Consider the following 19370-nt stretch of genomic DNA (forward strand, 5'->3'; position numbering starts at 1 on the left):
TTTAAGATATCTCTTTATAATAAAAGTTTTCAATTCCTATTAATTTAGATAAATTTGATAGAAGGGATGGAGTAAGAGTAACCATAAATTTTTCTGAAAGTGAAATCTCTATTTTCTTTCCATTAATTAATAAATAAATAGTAACAGGAGTTGTTCCCTTGCTTTCTTTAAGAAAATTTGATAATTTCTCAAGAAGGTCCTCCTTTAGTTCCTCTTTTTTAAGTTTTATATAAAGATGAAAATTTGATCTATTTTCTTCTTTTATTTCTAAATCTTTAATTTTTTCATCAAGTTCACTTTTATGAATAAACTCTATAAATTTTGTTAATCTCAAAGAAATTCTCTCATCTTCAATTTTTAATTCACCCTCAATTTTTATAATTCCCTCTTTTCTTAAATAGTTTTCAATAACATCAATTTGTGAATTAAAAACTAATATATCAACCTTTCCACTCTCATCTTCAAGAATAAATTTAAGAAAACCTTCGCCTTTCTTAGTTGAATGATGTTTAAATGAAACAATAGTACCAATTAAATTTACAATTTTCCCACTTTCTAAAAGTGGTAGGTCTGAAATTTTTGTTTCACTTTTTCTCAATTTTTCAAGATAGAATTTAAGTGGATGACCTGAAAAATAGAAACCAAATGCCTCCTTTTCCCACTCAAGAATTTTACTCTGATCTATTTTTCTTCTTTTTTGTGGAATCTCATTAAATAAAAGGGGCTTTGTTTTTTCTTCACTTTGAAGTTCTTCAAGAAGTGATGCTCTATCTTTTGAAAATTCATCAAAAGCACCTGCTTTAATTAATGCTTCAATAACTTTTTTATTTATTCTTGTATTTTTACATCTTGATAAGAAATCATAAAAAGATCTAAAATCTCCTTTTTTTCTTTCATTTATTATCTCAACTGCTGCATTTTCTCCAACATTTTTTATTGCAGCAAACCCAAATCTAATTCCTTCATTTTCAAGTGTAAAATATATATCTGATTTATTAATATGAGGTGGTAAAATCTTTATTCCAAAACTTTCAATGTCTTTTATATACACCTCTTCTTTATCTTCGTTTCCAGCAACCGAAGATAAAAGAGAAACAAAATATTCCTCTGGATAATTTGCCTTAAGATATGCTGTTTGATAAGAAATTATTGCATAAGCAGTACTATGAGATTTGTTAAATCCATATTCTGCAAATTTCTCAATATAGTTAAAAACTTTTTCTGCAGTATCCTTGTCAATTCCATTATTTATACATCTTAATATAAAATCTTCTCTCATTTGTTCCATAATATCTTTTTTCTTTTTACCAATTGCTTTTCTTAATAGATCTGCTTCAGCAAGTGTATAACCTGCCAATTTTTGTGCAACTTGCATGACCTGTTCTTGGTAAACCATAATTCCATATGTTGGTTTTAAAATATCTTCAATTAAGGGATGAAGAACATCGTACCTTTCATTTGAATTTTTTCTTTTAATGTATTCTTCAACTTGGCCAGATTTAAGAGTTCCAGGTCTATACAAAGATAAAACAGCAATTATATCTTCAATATTTGTTGGTTTTAAACTTGAAAGAACTCTTCTCATTCCAAAAGATTCAAGTTGAAAAACTCCAATTGTTTTACCATCTCTTAAAAGGGAAAAAGTTTTTTCGTCATCAAGAGAAATATTATCAATATTAATATCTACTCCTTTTCTCTCTTTTATTAATTTTATTGTCTCATCAATTACAGTTAGAGTTCTTAAACCAAGAAAATCGATTTTAAGAAGTCCTAAATCTTCTAAAGAATCTTTATCATATTGAGTTGTAATCCCTCTATCTTTTGTATATTGAAGAGGAACAATTTCAGATAAAGGTCCATCACCTATTACAACTCCAGCAGCATGAGTTGAAAAGTTTCTATTTATTCCTTCAAGTTTCATTGCAATTTCAAATAACTCCCTCTTTTTTTCATCAGCATTCATTTCTTTAAGCAAAAGTGGTTCTTTCTCAAGTGCTTCTTTGAAACTTGAACCAAATGGAATAAGTTTTGCAATTCTATCCATTTCTGAAACTGGATAATTTAAAACTCTTCCAACATCTCTAATTGTTCCTCTTGCCTCCATTTTTCCAAATGTTGCAATTTGAGCAACTCTATCTTCACCATATTTTCTTCTAACATAATTTATAACTTCATCTCTTCTATCATCCGCAAAATCTATATCAATATCTGGAAGAGAAATTCTTTGAGGATTTAAAAATCTTTCAAAAAGTAAATTATATTTTAGTGGATCAACATCTGTTATTCCTAAAAGATAAGAGACAATACTTCCTGCAGCACTTCCTCTTCCAGGACCAACTCTTATTCCATTTCTTTTAGCATAAGAAACAAAATCGCTCACAATCAAAAAGTAATCTGAAAATCCCATATCTTTAATTGTTTTAAGTTCCATGCTTAATCTATCTAAAATTTCATCACTTATTTTTTCATATCTTTTTGGAAGTGCATTTTCACATAAATTTTTTAAAACTTCGAATGGCTCTTCTCCTTCTTTTAGTGGAAATTTTGGAAGTTTTGGAATTTGTAAAGGTATTTCTAAATTGCACTTATCTTTTATCTCAATAGTTGTATAAATTGCATCTGGAATTTCTTTGAATAAATTCCACATCTCTTCAAAAGATTTAAGATAAAACTCATCAGTTTCAAATTTTAATCTATCAGGATTATCAATTGTTGTTTGTGTCTGTACACATAGCAATATTCCATGAACTTTAGCATCTTCTTTGTTTAGATAGTGAACATCATTTGATGCAAAAAATTTTGTATTTGTCTCTTTTGCAAGTTGAACCAATTTTGGTAAAACCTCTTTCTCTTCTCTTAAATTGTGGTCTTGTAACTCAATATAAAAATCGTCTCCAAAAATTTCTTTAAATTCATACACTCTCTTTTTTGCATCTTCATATCTTCCTTCAAGAATTAAAGATGGTATTTCGCCTTTAATACATGATGTTGTAAGAATTAATCCTTTGTGATATTTTCTTAAAACCTCAATATCAATTCTCGGTTTATAGTAAAAACCTTCAAGGTGGGCTATTGTTACTAGTTTTGATAAATTAGAATACCCTTCATAATCTTTTGCAAAAAGTAAAATGTGATAATTTTCTCTATCTTCTTTTCCCTTTTTTTCATGTCTTGAGTTTGGAGAGAAGTATAGTTCAACTCCAATTATTGGTTTAATTCCAACCTCTTTTGCTTTTTTATAAAATGGAATAACTCCATAGAGACCACCATGATCTGTTATTCCAACTGAGTCCATATTAAGTTTTTTTAATTTTTCAAAAAGATCATCAAATTTAATCAAACCATCAAGAAGCGAAAATTCAGTATGTAGATGAAGATGCACAAAACTACTCATTTCTTTAACTCCTCAATAAAAACTTCTTTTAATAAATCTGGATCCAGTCTTCCTCTACTTTTGGCCATAGCCTGTCCAATTAAGAATTGAATAACTTTCTCCTTTCCCTTTTTGTAATCATCAACTACTTTACTATTTTCTTTTATAACCTCCAATACATATTTTCTTATCTCTTCTTTTGAGGTTATTGGCATAATATTTTCATTTTTAATTATATACTCAAGTGATTTACCTTCAAAAAAAAGTTCAATTATTCTTTTTAATAATTTTGAAGAAATTCTTTTTTCATTAAACATTTTAAGAGATGTTGCAAAATCTTCCGGCGAAAAAGGTATTGTTGCTAAATTTTTATCATTTAATATACCCAAAACATCTGTCAAAAGCCAATTTGAAATAACTTTTGGTTCATTAAATAAAGAGAGTGTTTTAAAGAAAAACTCTTTTAAAGAAAGATTTGAAACAAGAGTCATAATTTCAGTTTCTGTAAGAGATAGATCTTTCAATTTTTCTCTAACATTTTGTGGAAGTTCACCTATACTCTCTCTCGCTTTTTTTAAAATTTCGTCATCAATACATAAGGGTGGAAGATCTGGATCTGGAAAATATCTATAATCTTCTGCCTCTTCTTTTCCTCTCATTGAATATGTTTTACCATCGCTCTCATTAAAATGTCTTGTTTCTTGAAGCACCTCTTCACCATTCTTTATTAACTCTTTTTGTCTCTCTATTTCGTACAAAAGTGCTCTTTTTACAGATCTAAAAGAGTTCATATTTTTCACTTCGCATCTATTGTGTCCTTTAATTGAAACATTTGCATCACACCTTAATGCTCCTTCTTCCATATTTCCAGTTGAAACTCCAAGATAAATTAAAATTAGTCTCAACTCTTCAAGAAATTCAACTGCCTCATCAGGAGAAGATAAATCAGGATAAGTAACAATTTCAACAAGTGGAACACCCGATCTATTATAATCAACATAAGAATAATTTGCTTCAATTATATCTTCTGGATGAATTAATTTTCCAGCATCCTCCTCCATATGAACTCTTTTTATTCTTACTTTTTTACCACTTTTTGGAAGAATAAGAAAACCATCTTCAGCAAGAGGTATATCGTATTGTGATATCTGATATCCTTTTGGTAGATCTGGATAAAAATAGTTTTTTCTATGAAATAGTGATTTTCTATTTATACTACAATTCAATGCTAATGCAATCATAAGAGAATAAAGAAGCGCTTTTTCATTTAAAGATGGTAATGCACCAGGTAGGCCAAGACAAACTGGACATATATTTGTATTTGGAGGAGAATTAAAATCAATTTTGCAAGGACAAAAAAGTTTTGTTTCTGTATTTAATTGCGCATGTATTTCAAGTCCAATTATAACTTCCTCCATAATTACATCTCCTCTGGTGTTGATACACCCATTAAATTTAACAAAATATTTAATATAATTTCAACTCCTTTAACAATTAAGTATCTTCTATTTCTTATTTTCTCATTTTTCTCTGACAAAACTGGAAAATCATGATAAAATGTGTGAAATCCTTTTGAAATTTCAAGGGAGTGGAAAGGCAGAAGATGAGGAGCATATTTATTTATAACTTGATATAATATTTCTTCTGTGTAAATCAATCTATTTAAAATTTCTCTTTCAATATCTGAAAAAGAGAGGTCTAAATTTTCGATATTAATCTCAACTCCTTTTTCTATTCTCTTTTTTTCAATTGATTTTGCTCTTGTGTATGCATATTGTATGTAATAAACTGGATTCTCCATGTTTCTCTTTTTTGCTATCTCAATATCAAAATCAAGTGGGCTCTCAGATGCTCTTGATAAAAATATAAACCTTACTGTATCTTTACCAATTTCATCTATCAATTCTCTTAAAAGAACAAACTCACCACTTGTTTTACTCATTTTTATCTCTTTTCCACCAGATTTTAAATGGACAATCTGATAAAGGATAACCTTAAGAAAATCTTTAGGAATTCCAAAAAGAGTAAGCGCGTTTTTTAATGGTTCTATATGTCCTATATGATCCCATCCCCATATATCAATCACTTCATCAAATCCTCTTCTCCATTTATTTATGTGATATGCTATATCTGTTAAAAAATAAGTATATTCTCCATCACTTTTTACCAAAACTCTATCTTTCTCATCTCCATAAAGAGTAGATTTAAACCAAATAGCGCCGTCTTTTTCATAACTCATATCTTTATCTTTAAGAAATTTTAAAACCTCCTCAACTTCTCCTCTGTCTCTCATCTCTTTCTCTGAGAAAAAGTTGTCAAAATAGACACCAAAGTCAAGAAGATCCCTTTTTATCCAATCAATTATAATACTTAAAATCTCTTCTCTTAATTTTTTTCTATCATTCAATAAATAAATTTTTCCATTTTCAATAAGATTTTTTGCAATTTGAATAACATATTCTCCTCTATACCCATCTTCTGGAAAGGTTGTCTCTTCTCCTATAATTTCTTTCATTCTTGAAATAACAGAATCAACTAAAAGTTCAACCTTTTTTCCAGCATCATTAACATAATATTCTCTATAAACATTAATTCCTAAATATGAAAAAGTATTTGCAAGAACATCACCTATAACAGCATTTCTTCCATTACCAAGAGTAAGAGGACCAGTTGGATTTGCAGAAACAAATTCAATTTGAATTTTTTTATCTGATTTAAATGAATTCTTTAAATAGTTTACTTCATCTTTTAAAATTCTCTTTATAAAAAAGATATAAAAATCTTCAGAAAAAAATAGGTTAAGAAAACCAGGCTCAATGATTTCTACCTTTTTAAAAAATTTATCTCTTTCAAACTCTTTTTTAATTTCTTCTCTAATAAATTTATCTTTTAAATTTATTAAAAAATCAGTAGAAATATCTCCATAATTTTTATTTTTAGGTAGATTTAAATTAAAATCTCTACCCTCAAGATTAAATTTACTAAACTTCTCCTGAAAAAGATGTCTTAATATCATCTATCTTACAACTCCTATTATTCTATTTATAACTCTTTTAACATTTTTTATTTTACTTACTTTTTCTTCAATTGAATAAAGTGTATTGGGATTATAAGCCTCACCATCAAGAAACACATTTCCAGAAATTGATATGAAATTGATTTTGTCACTTAAATATTCTGGCTCTTTTAAAATTTCTCTAATCTTATTCTCAATTTCTATATCAATACTTTTTTCGTCTCTTAATGTTATTCCGTTAATAATTTCTATAATACCAGGAATTTCAGATGCTTTTTCTAAGACCTCTTCTCTTTCCTTCTCATTTTCAACATTTCCTTTAATATATAAAACTCTATTTAAGGCTTTAATTTTTAAATTAAAAATTTTACTTTTCTTTAAATAGTCATATGCAAGACTTTCAATTATAAAATCATTAATATTTTTATTTTGTTTAATTTTAATAAAACTATTTATTTTATTTATATTTAAACTTGAGAGAATTTTTTCAACCAATTTTTTCTCTTTTAAATTATTAACATTTCCATATACATTAAGAATTCCGCCTTTATAAGTTAAATTTAGATCTTTAAAACCCTTTTCATTAAGCAATTTCAATCCCTCTTCAACAATATTTACATCAATACTTCTTTTTACTTCAATTGAGAGATTATTAATAATCTTTTTTATACTCTTGATCTCTTTTAATAAATTTTCTATTTCAGATATTACCTTTTCATTTGAAACCACTCCGTCAAGAAAAACTTCTCCACCCTTAACAGTTATATTTATTTTTTCTTTTTTAAGATTATTATTTTTATCTATTAAATTTTTAATTTTTTTTAAAATTTTTAGATCTTTTAATTTTAAGCCCTTCTCATCTGAAGAGGCTAATTTTCTCTCCATCAATGCCCTCCTTTCTTTTAATTATTAAATATTCTCATCCTCTATATTCTCCTCAATTCTTTCAACTTTTCCCTCAAAAAACTTAAATAAAGTCTGAAGTTCTTGAGATCTTTCAATTTCTTCTTTCTCTTTTAAATAATCCTGTTCACTTTGAAGAGAAAATATAAGATCATTTATTCTGTACCCTAAATCTGATAAAAATTTTTTAATTTCATCTTTTTTTTCTTCAACCCTATCTTTATGAAATTTATAAGGAAATGGATATTCAACAAAAATCTTATCATCTTCTAATTTTATAAATTTTCCAAATCTTAACATTGCATAAAGGGCTTTGTTTGATTTTTTTAACTCCTCAAGAAAATCATCCCACAAAAAACTCCTTTTCTCCTCTTTTTTTGTCTCCACTACTTCAGTTATAACTTTCTCATGAGGTTTAATAACTATTTCTTGAGGAACTTTTTCTTTTGAAAATTTTAATAGAGTTTTTAAAAGTTTAACTTCAAATAAAAATCTTGGATAGTGTGAGTATCTTAATTCTGAACTTAAATTTATCAAAAGATCTAAAATCTCAACAAGAAAATCTTTTTTAAACAATGAAATTGTTTCATCTTTTTTCTCATCAAAAATCTTTAAGAAAAGTGCCTTTCTACCAAAATTAATTAAACCTCTTAAAATTTCGTTAACCTCTTTTCCCTCCTCAATCAAATTATGAATTAGTTTAAGAAGTGTTGAATCATCTCCTTGTAAAATTGAAAGGTAAAATTTTTTATATATCTCTTCTTCGCTTTCTCCTAATAGAGAAAGCAAATCTTTTAAACTGATTTTATTTCCACTGAAAAGGACTATTTCTTCAAGTGTTGAAATAAAATCTCTTAATGAACCATCTGAATAATTTGCAATTTTCTCTAAAACTTCATCCTCAATCTCAATTTTTTCGTTTGTTGCTATCATTTTACCAGTATCAATAAGATCTTTTAAACCAATGCGTTTGAAATTAAATCTTATACATCTTGAAATTATTGTTAAAGGAAGTTTTTGCGGGTCAGTTGTTGCAAGAATAAAAACAGTCTTTTCTGGTGGTTCTTCAAGAGTTTTTAAAAGAGCATTAAACGCTTCTTGAGTTAACATATGTGCTTCATCAATTATAAAAACTCTATATCTTCCAAAAGTTGGTGCAAGATTAACTCTCTCTTTTAGACTTCTTACTTCATCTATTCCTCTATTAGATGCACCATCTATTTCAATAACATCAATATGCGTTCCATCATTTATACTTATGCAGTTTCTACACTTATTACAAGGTTTTGATGTTATTCCTGTCTCACAATTTAACCCTTTTGAAAAGATTCTTGCAATTGTTGTTTTTCCTGTTCCCTTAGGACCAGAAAATAGATATGCATGTGATATTTTTTTCTTTTCTAAAGAATTTATTAAAATTTTTACAATATGTTCTTGCCCTTTTATTTCACTAAAATCTTTGGGTCTATATTTTCTGTATAGGGTAAGATATTCCATTTCCTTTTTGCCTCAAAAAATTGAGTTTCATAATAAAATTATAATAGATATTTCTTTAATTTTTTATATAATTTTTTTGGAGGATTTATGAAAAAAATTAGAGTTTTGATTGCAAAACCAGGCCTTGATGGACATGATAGAGGAGCAAAAGTTATCTCAAGAGCACTTATGGATGAAGGTTATGAGGTGATTTATACAGGAATAAGAAGAACTCCTGAAGAGATTGTAAAAATGGCAATAGAAGAAGATGTTGATGCAGTAGGTCTTTCTTGTCTTTCTGGCGCACATCTTGAACTTTTCAAAAGGGTTAGTGAACTTTTAAAAGAGAAAGGTAAAGAAGTGCTTCTTTTTGGAGGAGGAATTATTCCAAAAGAAGATATTGAAATTCTTAAGTCTTATGGATTTAAAAAAATATTTACTCCAGATTCAAGTATAAAAGAGATAGTGGAATTTTTAAATAATGAATTCAAAAATAGAGTCCTTAATTAATGGTGTTATTGAGGGAGATAGGTTAATAATTGGAAAAGTTATCTCTCTTATTGAAAATGGAGAAGAAGATGGTTTTAAAATCCTTAAAAAAAGTTTTCATTTAAGAAAAAAAACCTTTATTCTTGGTATAACTGGACCGCTTGGGGTTGGAAAATCAACACTTATTGATAAAATACTTTTATCTTTTGAAGATGAAAAAATTGCATGTCTTTTATGTGATCCATCAAGTCCAATTAGTGGTGGTGCATTTTTGGGTGATAGATTAAGAATGAAATCTAAAAGTGAAAATTTTTTTATAAGATCAATGGCAACAAGAAATTTTCCTTTTGGAATATCACCTTCTCTTCCTTTTGTTCTTGATTTACTTTCTATTTCACCATACAGATCAATTTTTGTTGAAACAGCAGGAATTGGACAAGGAGATTCAAGTATAAAAAATTTCTCTCATCTTACAATTGTACTTCTTGCTCCATATCTTGGAGATGAAATTCAATTTTTAAAAGGTGGAATTATGGAAATTGGAGATATGTTTGTTGTTACAAAAGGTGATTATGAAAGTGCAGAAATTTTTTATACATCTTTAAAGGCAAGTTTTAACTTTTATTTTAAAGAGGCACCAGAAACATTTCTTGTGAGTGCAATTAATGGAACAGGAATAGAAGAGGTGGTTAACTATATAAAAAGAAAAAGAGAAGAAATTTTAGATAGCGAAATATATGTAAAAAGGGAAAAAATAAGAAGAAGAGAGACATTCAAATATTTAATAAGAGAAAGATTTTTAAATAAATATATCCAAAAGTTAGAAGATGAAAAATTAAAAAAAATTGAAGAAGGTGAATTTAATATCTACGAGTTGGAAATTGAGAGTAATTAAAGAATTTGACCCATGGAAAGGAAAGTTTTGCACATGTCCTAAAAAGTTTAGTTTAAACCCTTATACTGGATGTTCATTTAATTGCATCTACTGCTATATAACATCTTACATTAAAGAACCATATAGAGTTAGATTGAAGAAAAATTTAATTGAAAATGTTAAAAAAGATTTAAAAAATTTTGACAAAAGTTACTATATTATGCTTTCAAACTCATCTGATCCATATCCATATATAGAAAAATATTTAAATTTAACAAGAGAAGTATTAAGAATATTTAAAGAAAATGGAATCAAAGTTTTAATTGTTACAAAAAGTGATATTTTATTGAAAGATATAGATATATTAAAAGAGATGAATGTAGTTATAACAGTTACTATTACAACACTCGATGAAGAATATAAAAAGATTGAACCATTTGCTCCTCATCCTGAAAGAAGAATAAAGATGCTTGAAATTTTAAAGAAAAATGGAATTCCAACCGCTGTAAGAATTGATCCTATAATACCTTTTTTTAATGATGATTTAGAAAAAATCGAAAAATTAATTAAAAGGGTTTCAAAATATTCAAGTCAAATAATAACATCTACTTTAAAATTGAAATATGATTCAATGAAAAGATTTAAAGAGAAAATAAGAGATCTTTATGATAAAATATTGCCCCTTTATAAGGAAAGATATGGAAATTCTCTATATATTGAAAGAGATAAAAGAGAGAAGATTTTAAAAAGCATAAAAGAAATTGCAACCTCTTACGGTCTTTATTTTTCAACATGTAGAGAAAATTTGGATTATTTAAACACTAATATTTGTGATGGAAGTGGTTTATTTAAAAAATAGTATATAATTTATGAATTATGGAAGATAGATTTAAAATTAAGAGAAAAAGAGAGTTTAAACTTTCTAAAAAAATTTTAAAGACTTTAAATTTTATAATTTTCATTCTCATATATATTATTATTTTATTTTCTTTTTCACAAAAAGGAGTCTATCTCAATCAAGGAATTGATGTTTTACCATTGAGTTTCAAAATTGGAAAAATTGATAACACGCTCTTTTACTCCACATCAAAATCAATTTATTTACTCAATGAAGACAATTTCATACCAATTTCATATTTTATAAGAAACTTTAAAGTTGATGAAGATAAAATATATGTTCTTTCTGATAATTTAATCATTTTAAATAAAGAGTTTAAAATAATAAAAGAAATTAAAAAAGAGGGGTTTTATCCTTATGATTTATATTTCTTTAAAGACAAATTTGCTGTTAAATATATGAAAAAAGATTCTCTTTCAATTTACTTTTCACTTTTTGATAAAAAAAGTTATAAAGAGATTAGAAATATAAAATTTGAAAATTTAACAAGTATGCCTTTCTCAACTGTCTTCTCAAATGGTGAAAAAATTTTGATTTTTCAAAATGATGGTGATCTTTTAATTGTTAATTTTAATGGAGAAATAATTCTTCAGAAAAATATAAGACCTAAAAATGAAATTTTATTTAATCCAAAGGGTTTAATTGATAATGAAAGAGAAAATATAGTTCTTTATTGGCAAAATTATTCATACTTAACAAATTCTGTTCTTTTTTTAAAATATGATGGAGATATAAAAATAAAATTTGACATAAAAAGCAACATTGATGAGATAATAAAAATTAATAATAAATATTATATTCTATTAAACAATGAAATTATAGAAATTGAAAATGAAAAAATAATAAAAAAAATTTCTATTCCATTCTTTAAACCAGTTGCTATTTTTAATATAAACAACAAATTTGTATCAATATGGGAAGTTAAACTCTTTAATAGTGAATATAAAATACTAAAAATAGAAGGAAAAAATTTTATTTTTAGAGGAAAATTTAAAGATATATTTTTTGATGATGATAAATTTTTAGTTTTAATAGATTCAAAAATTTATATTTTAAAGTATTATGAATGAAAAAGAGTTAATAAATGAGATTTTAAAAGGTGACATTGAAAAATATTCTTATTTTATAAAAGAGTACCAAAATGAAATTTACAATTTATGTTTTTCAATTGTAAAAAATAGAGACGATGCATTAGATTTAACTCAAGAAGCATTTTTAATTGCTTTTAAAAATCTTAAAAATTTCAGAGGAGAAGCATCTTTTTCAACATGGATTTATAGAATTGCTTATAACTTATCAATAAATTTTGCAAAAAGAAAGGGTCAAATATTAACAATATTAGATAGAGATGAAGATGAGATAGAATTTCAAATTGAAGACAAAAAATCTTCAATTTGGGATGAAATTGAGAGAGAAGAGAGAATAAAAATAATAAATAAATGTTTAAATAGATTAAAGGAATTTGATAGATTAATAATTGAGTTGAGAGAAGTTAATAATCTTACTTATGAAGAAATGTCCCAAATACTTTCTTTACCTATTGGGACAATAAAGTCAAGGCTTTTTAGAGCAAGAGAGAGACTAAAAAGAGAAATAGAAAAGGAATTTATGAAAAAAGACAATGAGTCTGAAACAAATTTTTAATTTTTTTCTCTAAAAAATGATGAAGAAAGATTTGAAAGATTTAATCAATAGATATTATGATAATGAACTTTCATCAGAAGAAAAGGAAGAACTCTTTAAAATATTAAACGAGAATGAAGAGGCTTTTTATTATTTTAAAGAATTAGAAATTTTAAAACATGATTTAGAAGAAATAAAGAGAAGGAGAGAAAAAATTTCTTTAGAAGATAAAATATTGAAAAAAATTAAAAAAGATCTAAGAGAAAGAAAAATTTCACTCTCATTAGGTTTTGCATTAAGTTTAGTAATTCTTATATTAATGTTTACTCCATTTAAATATATGGATAACTCATCTAAATTTATTATTTATAACAAAACAAATCATAAATATTTAATTTCAAATATAGCAAATAGTTCAAATATAAATGAAATAGAATTAACTCTTTTCGTAAAAGATGAAAAAATCGAAGAAAAGAGAGGTAATTTAAAAATTCCAAAAAATGAATTCAATCTTCTTTATGAAACACTCAATGATAAAGGCGATGTTGTTATAGAAAAAATAAAAGGAGGGGACGAAAAAAGTGATTATATTTTAGTTAAAATAAACTATAAAAATTACCCAGAAAGAGGCATTTTATATTATTTGGGAATTTATCTACCATATGCATTAATTGGAATTATATTTTCTCTTCCACTCATCTATATTTTAAGGAAGAAAAAGAGATATTTAAAATGAAAAAGTTGCTTTTTATTTTATCTTTTTTAATTCTTTTCTCTTTAGCCTTTAAAGAGATAAATGTTCAAAGTATTATAGATATTTTAAATATATTTGATGAAGGAGAGAAACTTGGTTTAGTAAAAATAAATGATATTTCATTTGAAAGAAAAGAAAATATAATAAGAGGCTATTTGGTTTTTAGTATTGAAAAAGACAATATTGTTCCTTTTGAAAATTTTTTAAAAAGTAAAAATATTAATTTTATAAATTTAAAAGAAGGGGAAAACAAAGTTTATTTAAAAGAGAATATTAAAAACCTAATAACAAATGATTTTAAAACAACTTTTTTATCAACTTTTTTTGAAATCTTTTCATCAAAATTTTTTTACTTTATCTTTCTTATATTAATTATATTTTATCTTCTAATTTTACCTAATATCTAAATTCTTGTATAATTAAAAAATATGAGAGTTTTATGGGCTCCATGGAGAATAAAATATATATTGTCATCAAAGAAAAAAAGTGGTTGCTTTATTTGCCAAATTATAAATGAAAAAAAGGATGAAGAAAACCTTGTATTAAAAAGAGGACAATTTTCAATAATTATTATGAATAGATACCCATACAATTCAGCACATCTTATGATCTCTCCATTAAGACATATAAAAAATATTTATGAGTTAAATGATGAAGAAAAAAAAGAGATAATAAATTTTTTAAGTTTATCACAAAAGGTAATTGAAAAGATATATAATCCAGATGGTTTTAACATTGGAGTTAATATTGGTAAAGCAGCAGGTGCAGGAGAAGAGCATTTACATTTTCATATTGTTCCAAGATGGTCTGGAGATACAAACTTTATGACTGTTTTTAGCAAAACAAGAGTAATACCAGAAGATTTGGTTGAAATATATAAAAAATTAAAGGAGGCGTTTATTGAAAATAATTGCTGATTTACACATTCATTCAAAATATTCAAGAGCAACAAGTAAAGATATGGATATTCCAACTCTCTCTAAATGGGCAAAAATAAAGGGTATAAATCTTCTCGGAACAGGAGATTCCACTCATCCTGAATGGGAAAAAGAGATTAAAATGTATCTTAAAGAGAAAAACGATGGAATTTATGAATATGATGGAACAAATTTTATAATAAGCGGAGAGGTTGCCTTAATTTTTTCACAAGGTGGAAAAACAAGAAGAGTTCATTTATCTCTTTTAATTAAGAAAATTGAAGATATGGAGAAAATAAATAAAACACTTTCAAAATTTTCTGATTTAAGCATAGATGGGAGACCTGTTCTTCCATTGAGTTGTAGTGAATTTGTAAAAATTGTGTTAGATTTAGCAGAAGATACTTTTATCTATCCAGCACACGCTTGGACACCATGGTTTGGTATTTTTGGGTCTGAAACTGGATTTGATTCTTTAGAAGAAGCATTTCAAGATGAAATTAAAAATATATACGCTATTGAAACTGGTCTTTCATCAGATCCTCCCATGAATCATCTAATTTCAAAATTGGATAAAATAACTCTACTCTCAAATTCTGATGCACATTCTCCATCAAATATTGGCAGAGAGGCAAATGTTTTTGAATGTGATTTAAAATATAATGAAATTATTGAAGCAATTAAAAAAAGAGATAAAAGCCGCTTTCTCTTCACAATAGAATTTTTTCCAGAAGAAGGAAAATATCACTATGATGGACATAGAAATTGTGGAGTATCTTTAAGTCCAGAAGAGTCTATAAAGTTAAATAACATTTGTCCTGTTTGTAAAAGACCTTTAACTCTTGGAGTTCTTCATAGGGTTTATGAATTAAAAGATAGAGATAATTTTAATGAAAAAGATTTTATACCATTTGTTAATTTAATCCCTCTTATGGAAATTATTTCTCAAGCATTACAAAAAAATAAAAGTAGTAAGTTAGTTGAAGATGAATATATGAAAATGATACAGAAATTTGGAAATGAGATGAATATTCTTTTCTTTCTTCCATTAAATGAAATGTTAGGAAGAGTTGATGAAAGAATTTTTAAACTTATTAAAAATATGAGAGAAGGAAAGGTAAAGAAAAAACCAGGATTTGATGGAGAATATGGAGTGATTGAGGTTATAGAAGATTTTGAAAAGGAAACACCTCCATCTCTTTTTTAATAAACAAAAATTAATTGAAGATATTTAATTAAATTGATAAAATTTTAAAGAGGAGGTTCGTATGAATAAAAATAAAATTATTTTATCAGTTCTAATCTTATTATTAGGTTTCACTTTTTTAGTTTCATGTAAAAAGGAGCCAAAAGTTTTAAATGTTGGAACATCAGCAGATTACCCCCCATTTGAGTATGTAGATGAAAAAACAGGAGAGTTTGTTGGTTTTGATTTAGATTTAATTAGGCTATTGGGTAAGAAATTGGGTTATGAGGTTAAAATTGTAAATATGGATTTTGATTCAATAATTCCTGCACTTGAAAAGAAAAAAATTGATGTAGCAATTGCATGTATAACAATTACTGAGGATAGATTAAAAGTTGCTCCTGCAATTCCATATTGGGATACAGGTCAATCAATAATTGTCAATGCAAAAAGTGATTTTAGACCAAAGTCTTTAGGAGATCTTTCAAATAAAAAGGTTGGTGTTCAAAAAGGAACAACAGGAGAACAAATTCTTGATGAAGGAATTGAAAAAAAGGAGGTTATTAATGTAGATGTAAGAAGATATACTTCTGTTATTCTTGGAATGCTTGATCTTCAAAATGGAGTTATAGATGCTATGATAATTGATACACCAGTTGCAAAATTATATGAACAAAAATATAACTATGTTGTAACTACTGAACTTGCTCCAGAAACTGCAGGAATATTTGTGCAAAAAGATAATGAAAAACTCTTTAATGATCTTAAAAAGGCTTTAGAAGAAGTCAAAAATAGCAAAGATTGGCAAGATTTAATACAAAAATATTTTTCAGGTGAATAGAAAGCAAAATGAAAATTTTTGACATTACAATTTTTTATAATGTCAAAGCTATATCATATATACTTTCAGGAATATTTAACACAGTTTTACTAACTTTATTGGGCATTGGATTGGGTTTTTTAGTAGGATCTATATTAACATTTGGGGAGGTATATCTTGCCTCCCCAATAAATTATATTTTTAGAATAGTAGGAGAAATAATAAGAGGAATTCCTCTTATGGTTCTTTTTTTAATTTTATATCTTGGTTTTAATCTTGATCCTCTCCCTTCTGCAATTTTGGGTCTTGGAATAAGAAGTGCAGCATATCAAAGTCAAATATTTAGATCTTCTCTTGAAGCAATTCCAACTGGACAAATTCTTGCAGCATTGAGTATTGGAATGAATAAAACTCAGGTTTTTTTAAATATACTTTTACCACAGGCAGTAAGAATTATGATTCCCTCATGGACAAATGAATTTATTACGCTTTTAAAGGACACATCTATTGCATTTGTTCTTGGAGTAACAGAAATTATGACAAAAGCAGAACTTATTTCACGATCAGTTGGAAGATATTTTGAAATTTATATTTTTATTGCAATTTTATATTTTATTATGGTAAGATTTTCAAATTATATTTTTTATTCAATTTATGAGAAAAATAGAATACCTGGCTTAGGAGAGAAAAGGTGAAAGAAGTTTTAAGAGTAGAAGATTTAAGAAAAAGTTATGGAAAACATGAAGTATTAAAAGGAGTCTCATTTTCTATAAATGAAAATGAAATAAAAGTTATTATAGGACCAAGTGGTGGAGGAAAAAGCACTCTTCTTTATTGTATTAACTTTTTAACAAAGCCAGATTCTGGAAAAATATTTCTTGACAATGAAGAGATAACAAAGAGCAAAATTAACCTATCGAAAATAAGAGAAAAAATTGGGTTTGTCTTCCAGCACTTTAATCTATTTATGCATTTAAGCGCAATTGATAATGTAATCATAGGTTTAACTAAAGTTAAGGGTATGAAAAGAGATGAAGCAGAAAGTATAGCAGAAAATGCTTTAAATCTTGTAGGTATTGATAAAAGATTATGGAAACTTTTTCCTGCACAACTTTCAGGTGGACAACAACAAAGAGTTGCTATTGCAAGAGCAATAGCCATGAACCCAAAAATAATTTTATTTGATGAACCAACAAGTGCTCTTGATGTTGAATTAATTGGTGAAGTTTTAAAAGCAATAAAAAATTTAGCAGAAAAGGGGATGACAATGCTTCTTGTTACTCATGAACTTGATTTTGCAAAAGATATAGCAGATGAAATAATGTTTCTTGATGAAGGAAAAATAATAGAAAGAGGAACTCCAGAAGAAATAATTTTTGATCCTAAAAGTGAAAGAATTAAGAAATTTCTTGGAATAATAAAAAAAGAAGAAAGGAGATAGATGGAAGCATATATTATAATTTTTGAAAGATTCGGAAATCTTATTTTAAATGGTTTCTACTTAACCCTTTACATAACTTTTGTTTCAATAATTTTTGGTCTAATTTTAGGTCTTATACTTGCAGTTTTAAAACTTTATGGTCCAAAATTTTTGAGGATTCTTTCAACTTTTTACATTGAAATTATAAGAGGAACACCAATGGTTGTTCAACTTTTTATTATCTATTTTGGATTGCCTTCAACTGGATTGATAAAATTTACACCACTTACTGCTGCAATTTTAGGAATGGGACTTAATAGTGCTGCTTATCAAGCAGAATATTTTAGAACAGCATTTTTAGCAATTCCAACAGGTCAAACTGATGCAGCATTAAGCATAGGTATGAATAGATTTAAAGTAATAAGGTATATTCTTTTGCCTCAAGTTATAAGAATTGTTATTCCAGCATGGACTAATGAACTCATAGCACTTACACAATATTCAAGTTTGGCAATGATTTTAACTGTCATGGAACTTACAAGTGTTGCAAAATTTATAGGAAGTAAAACTTTTTATTACATTCAATCATTTACAATTATTGCTTTTATTTATGTTGCTATTTCAATTATTTTAACAAGATTCATGTTATTTTTTGAAAAGAAGTTAGAAATTCCTGGCGTTTCAGCAGCAAAGGGTAGAACTTTTAGTTTTTAAAACTATTCACTAAAAATTTTGTATTCAATAACTTTGTCTAAAGAAAGTTCAGGTAGTTTTAAATAAAAAGAAAAGGTATCAAGTACAGCCTTTAGAGGAATTAAACCAATAAGTTCACTCTCTTTTATGTATGTTCCATAACGTTCTGCTTCCATTTTAACAATTTCATAAATTCTATAAAGTGGTGCTTTCTTAAAATTTAAAATATTCATTGAGACTTGTGCGCACTCTTTTTCTTCAATGTAAAAACCTTTTGCTTGAACATACATAAGACCGCCAGAAGATTCTCTTATAGATTTTGCAATTTTTTCAGCAATTTCTATATTATTTGTGCCAAGATTAATATTATATGCAATTAAAAATTCTCTGACTCCAATTACTGTTGCACCAGCAGTTATATGTGGTCTTGGCTCTCCAATATCTGGATACCAATTTGGATCTTTCATTTTCTCCTCTAAACCTTCAAACTCGCCTTTTCTTATATTTGGAAGTTTTTTTCTCTCTTCACGTGTTGCAGAATCTGCATAAAAGTAAATAGGAACTTTAAGTTCATTCCATATTCTTTCACCAAGTTTTTTTGCATATTCGTTTAACTCTTTTTTATCAATTCCAGAAATTGGGACAAGTGGTATTACATCTACCGCTCCAATTCTAGGGTGTTCTCCCTTATGAAATCTTAAATCAATAAGTTCAATAGCCTTTTTTGTAAAATAAAAAAGTGCATCAATTACATCTTCAACCTCTCCTACAATTGTGACAACAGTTCTATTATGTGATTCATCAGATGAAACTTCTAATAATTTTACATTTGGTCTATTTATAACCTCTTTTACAATTTCATCAATAACTTCTCTTCTCCTTCCTTCACTAATGTTTGGAACAGATTCAACAATTTTCGCCATAAACT

At 26.6% G+C, this 19370-nt stretch carries 19 protein-coding genes; 13 read left to right on the forward strand and 6 right to left on the reverse strand.

Features of this window, described 5'->3' with window-relative positions; all coding sequences use genetic code 11:
• Window position 1 precedes the first annotated feature (1 nt).
• The 5 genes from QMD25_00805 to dnaX are packed head-to-tail and all read right to left on the reverse strand — an operon-like array spanning window position 2 to window position 8789.
• Window positions 2-3394, reverse strand: coding sequence for a DNA polymerase III subunit alpha (locus tag QMD25_00805; GenBank protein ID MDI6860541.1), 3393 nt, complete (start codon window positions 3392-3394; stop codon window positions 2-4).
• Entirely contained in the window at window positions 3391-4791 is a 1401-nt protein-coding gene (gene gatB / locus QMD25_00810; GenBank protein ID MDI6860542.1) for an Asp-tRNA(Asn)/Glu-tRNA(Gln) amidotransferase subunit GatB, read from the reverse strand. Before gatB ends, QMD25_00805 begins: the two co-directional genes overlap by 4 nt.
• A gap of 2 nt (window positions 4792-4793) precedes the next feature.
• Window positions 4794-6389 (reverse strand): arginine--tRNA ligase, encoded by a 1596-nt coding sequence (argS, locus tag QMD25_00815; protein ID MDI6860543.1) that lies wholly within the window; start codon window positions 6387-6389, stop codon window positions 4794-4796.
• Complete coding sequence (locus QMD25_00820; protein ID MDI6860544.1) at window positions 6390-7274, reverse strand: BON domain-containing protein; 885 nt, start codon at window positions 7272-7274, stop codon at window positions 6390-6392. It abuts the gene before it with no gap.
• Window positions 7275-7298: 24 nt separating this feature from the next.
• A complete protein-coding gene (gene dnaX / locus QMD25_00825; protein ID MDI6860545.1) occupies window positions 7299-8789 on the reverse strand; it encodes a DNA polymerase III subunit gamma/tau in 1491 nt (496 codons plus the stop codon).
• A gap of 87 nt (window positions 8790-8876) precedes the next feature.
• Between dnaX and QMD25_00830 the strand changes: the two genes are divergently transcribed.
• The 13 genes from QMD25_00830 (at window position 8877) to QMD25_00890 (ending at window position 18463) form a co-directional block, all read left to right on the forward strand.
• Complete coding sequence (locus QMD25_00830; protein ID MDI6860546.1) at window positions 8877-9278, forward strand: cobalamin B12-binding domain-containing protein; 402 nt, start codon at window positions 8877-8879, stop codon at window positions 9276-9278.
• Window positions 9250-10152 (forward strand): GTP-binding protein, encoded by a 903-nt coding sequence (locus QMD25_00835; GenBank protein ID MDI6860547.1) that lies wholly within the window; start codon window positions 9250-9252, stop codon window positions 10150-10152. Before QMD25_00830 ends, QMD25_00835 begins: the two co-directional genes overlap by 29 nt.
• Entirely contained in the window at window positions 10139-10990 is an 852-nt protein-coding gene (locus tag QMD25_00840) for a radical SAM protein (GenBank protein MDI6860548.1), read from the forward strand. Before QMD25_00835 ends, QMD25_00840 begins: the two co-directional genes overlap by 14 nt.
• Window positions 10991-11007: 17 nt before the next feature.
• Window positions 11008-12099 (forward strand): hypothetical protein, encoded by a 1092-nt coding sequence (locus tag QMD25_00845; protein ID MDI6860549.1) that lies wholly within the window; start codon window positions 11008-11010, stop codon window positions 12097-12099.
• Window positions 12092-12673, forward strand: a complete 582-nt coding sequence (locus QMD25_00850; GenBank protein ID MDI6860550.1) for a sigma-70 family RNA polymerase sigma factor — start codon at window positions 12092-12094, stop codon at window positions 12671-12673. Before QMD25_00845 ends, QMD25_00850 begins: the two co-directional genes overlap by 8 nt.
• A 31-nt stretch (window positions 12674-12704) precedes the next feature.
• Entirely contained in the window at window positions 12705-13388 is a 684-nt protein-coding gene (locus tag QMD25_00855; GenBank protein MDI6860551.1) for a hypothetical protein, read from the forward strand.
• The gene (locus tag QMD25_00860) at window positions 13385-13813 is read left to right on the forward strand and encodes a hypothetical protein (protein ID MDI6860552.1); all 429 of its coding nucleotides are present in this window, start codon (window positions 13385-13387) and stop codon (window positions 13811-13813) included. The genes QMD25_00855 and QMD25_00860 overlap by 4 nt, the downstream gene beginning before the upstream one ends.
• A gap of 21 nt (window positions 13814-13834) precedes the next feature.
• The gene (locus QMD25_00865) at window positions 13835-14323 is read left to right on the forward strand and encodes an HIT domain-containing protein (protein ID MDI6860553.1); all 489 of its coding nucleotides are present in this window, start codon (window positions 13835-13837) and stop codon (window positions 14321-14323) included.
• The gene (locus QMD25_00870) at window positions 14307-15530 is read left to right on the forward strand and encodes an endonuclease Q family protein (protein ID MDI6860554.1); all 1224 of its coding nucleotides are present in this window, start codon (window positions 14307-14309) and stop codon (window positions 15528-15530) included. The genes QMD25_00865 and QMD25_00870 overlap by 17 nt, the downstream gene beginning before the upstream one ends.
• A 61-nt stretch (window positions 15531-15591) precedes the next feature.
• Window positions 15592-16350, forward strand: coding sequence for a basic amino acid ABC transporter substrate-binding protein (locus QMD25_00875; GenBank protein ID MDI6860555.1), 759 nt, complete (start codon window positions 15592-15594; stop codon window positions 16348-16350).
• Between the two features lie 8 nt (window positions 16351-16358).
• The gene (locus tag QMD25_00880) at window positions 16359-17024 is read left to right on the forward strand and encodes an amino acid ABC transporter permease (GenBank protein MDI6860556.1); all 666 of its coding nucleotides are present in this window, start codon (window positions 16359-16361) and stop codon (window positions 17022-17024) included.
• The gene (locus tag QMD25_00885; GenBank protein MDI6860557.1) at window positions 17021-17770 is read left to right on the forward strand and encodes an amino acid ABC transporter ATP-binding protein; all 750 of its coding nucleotides are present in this window, start codon (window positions 17021-17023) and stop codon (window positions 17768-17770) included. The genes QMD25_00880 and QMD25_00885 overlap by 4 nt, the downstream gene beginning before the upstream one ends.
• Window positions 17771-18463, forward strand: a complete 693-nt coding sequence (locus QMD25_00890; protein ID MDI6860558.1) for an amino acid ABC transporter permease — start codon at window positions 17771-17773, stop codon at window positions 18461-18463.
• A gap of 2 nt (window positions 18464-18465) precedes the next feature.
• Here the strand turns inward: QMD25_00890 and ftcD are convergent, their stop codons facing one another.
• The gene (ftcD, locus tag QMD25_00895; GenBank protein ID MDI6860559.1) at window positions 18466-19365 is read right to left on the reverse strand and encodes a glutamate formimidoyltransferase; all 900 of its coding nucleotides are present in this window, start codon (window positions 19363-19365) and stop codon (window positions 18466-18468) included.
• Window positions 19366-19370 lie beyond the last annotated feature (5 nt).

The organism is Caldisericia bacterium, from assembly GCA_030018355.1.
Lineage (GTDB): Bacteria > Caldisericota > Caldisericia > B22-G15 > B22-G15 > JAAYUH01.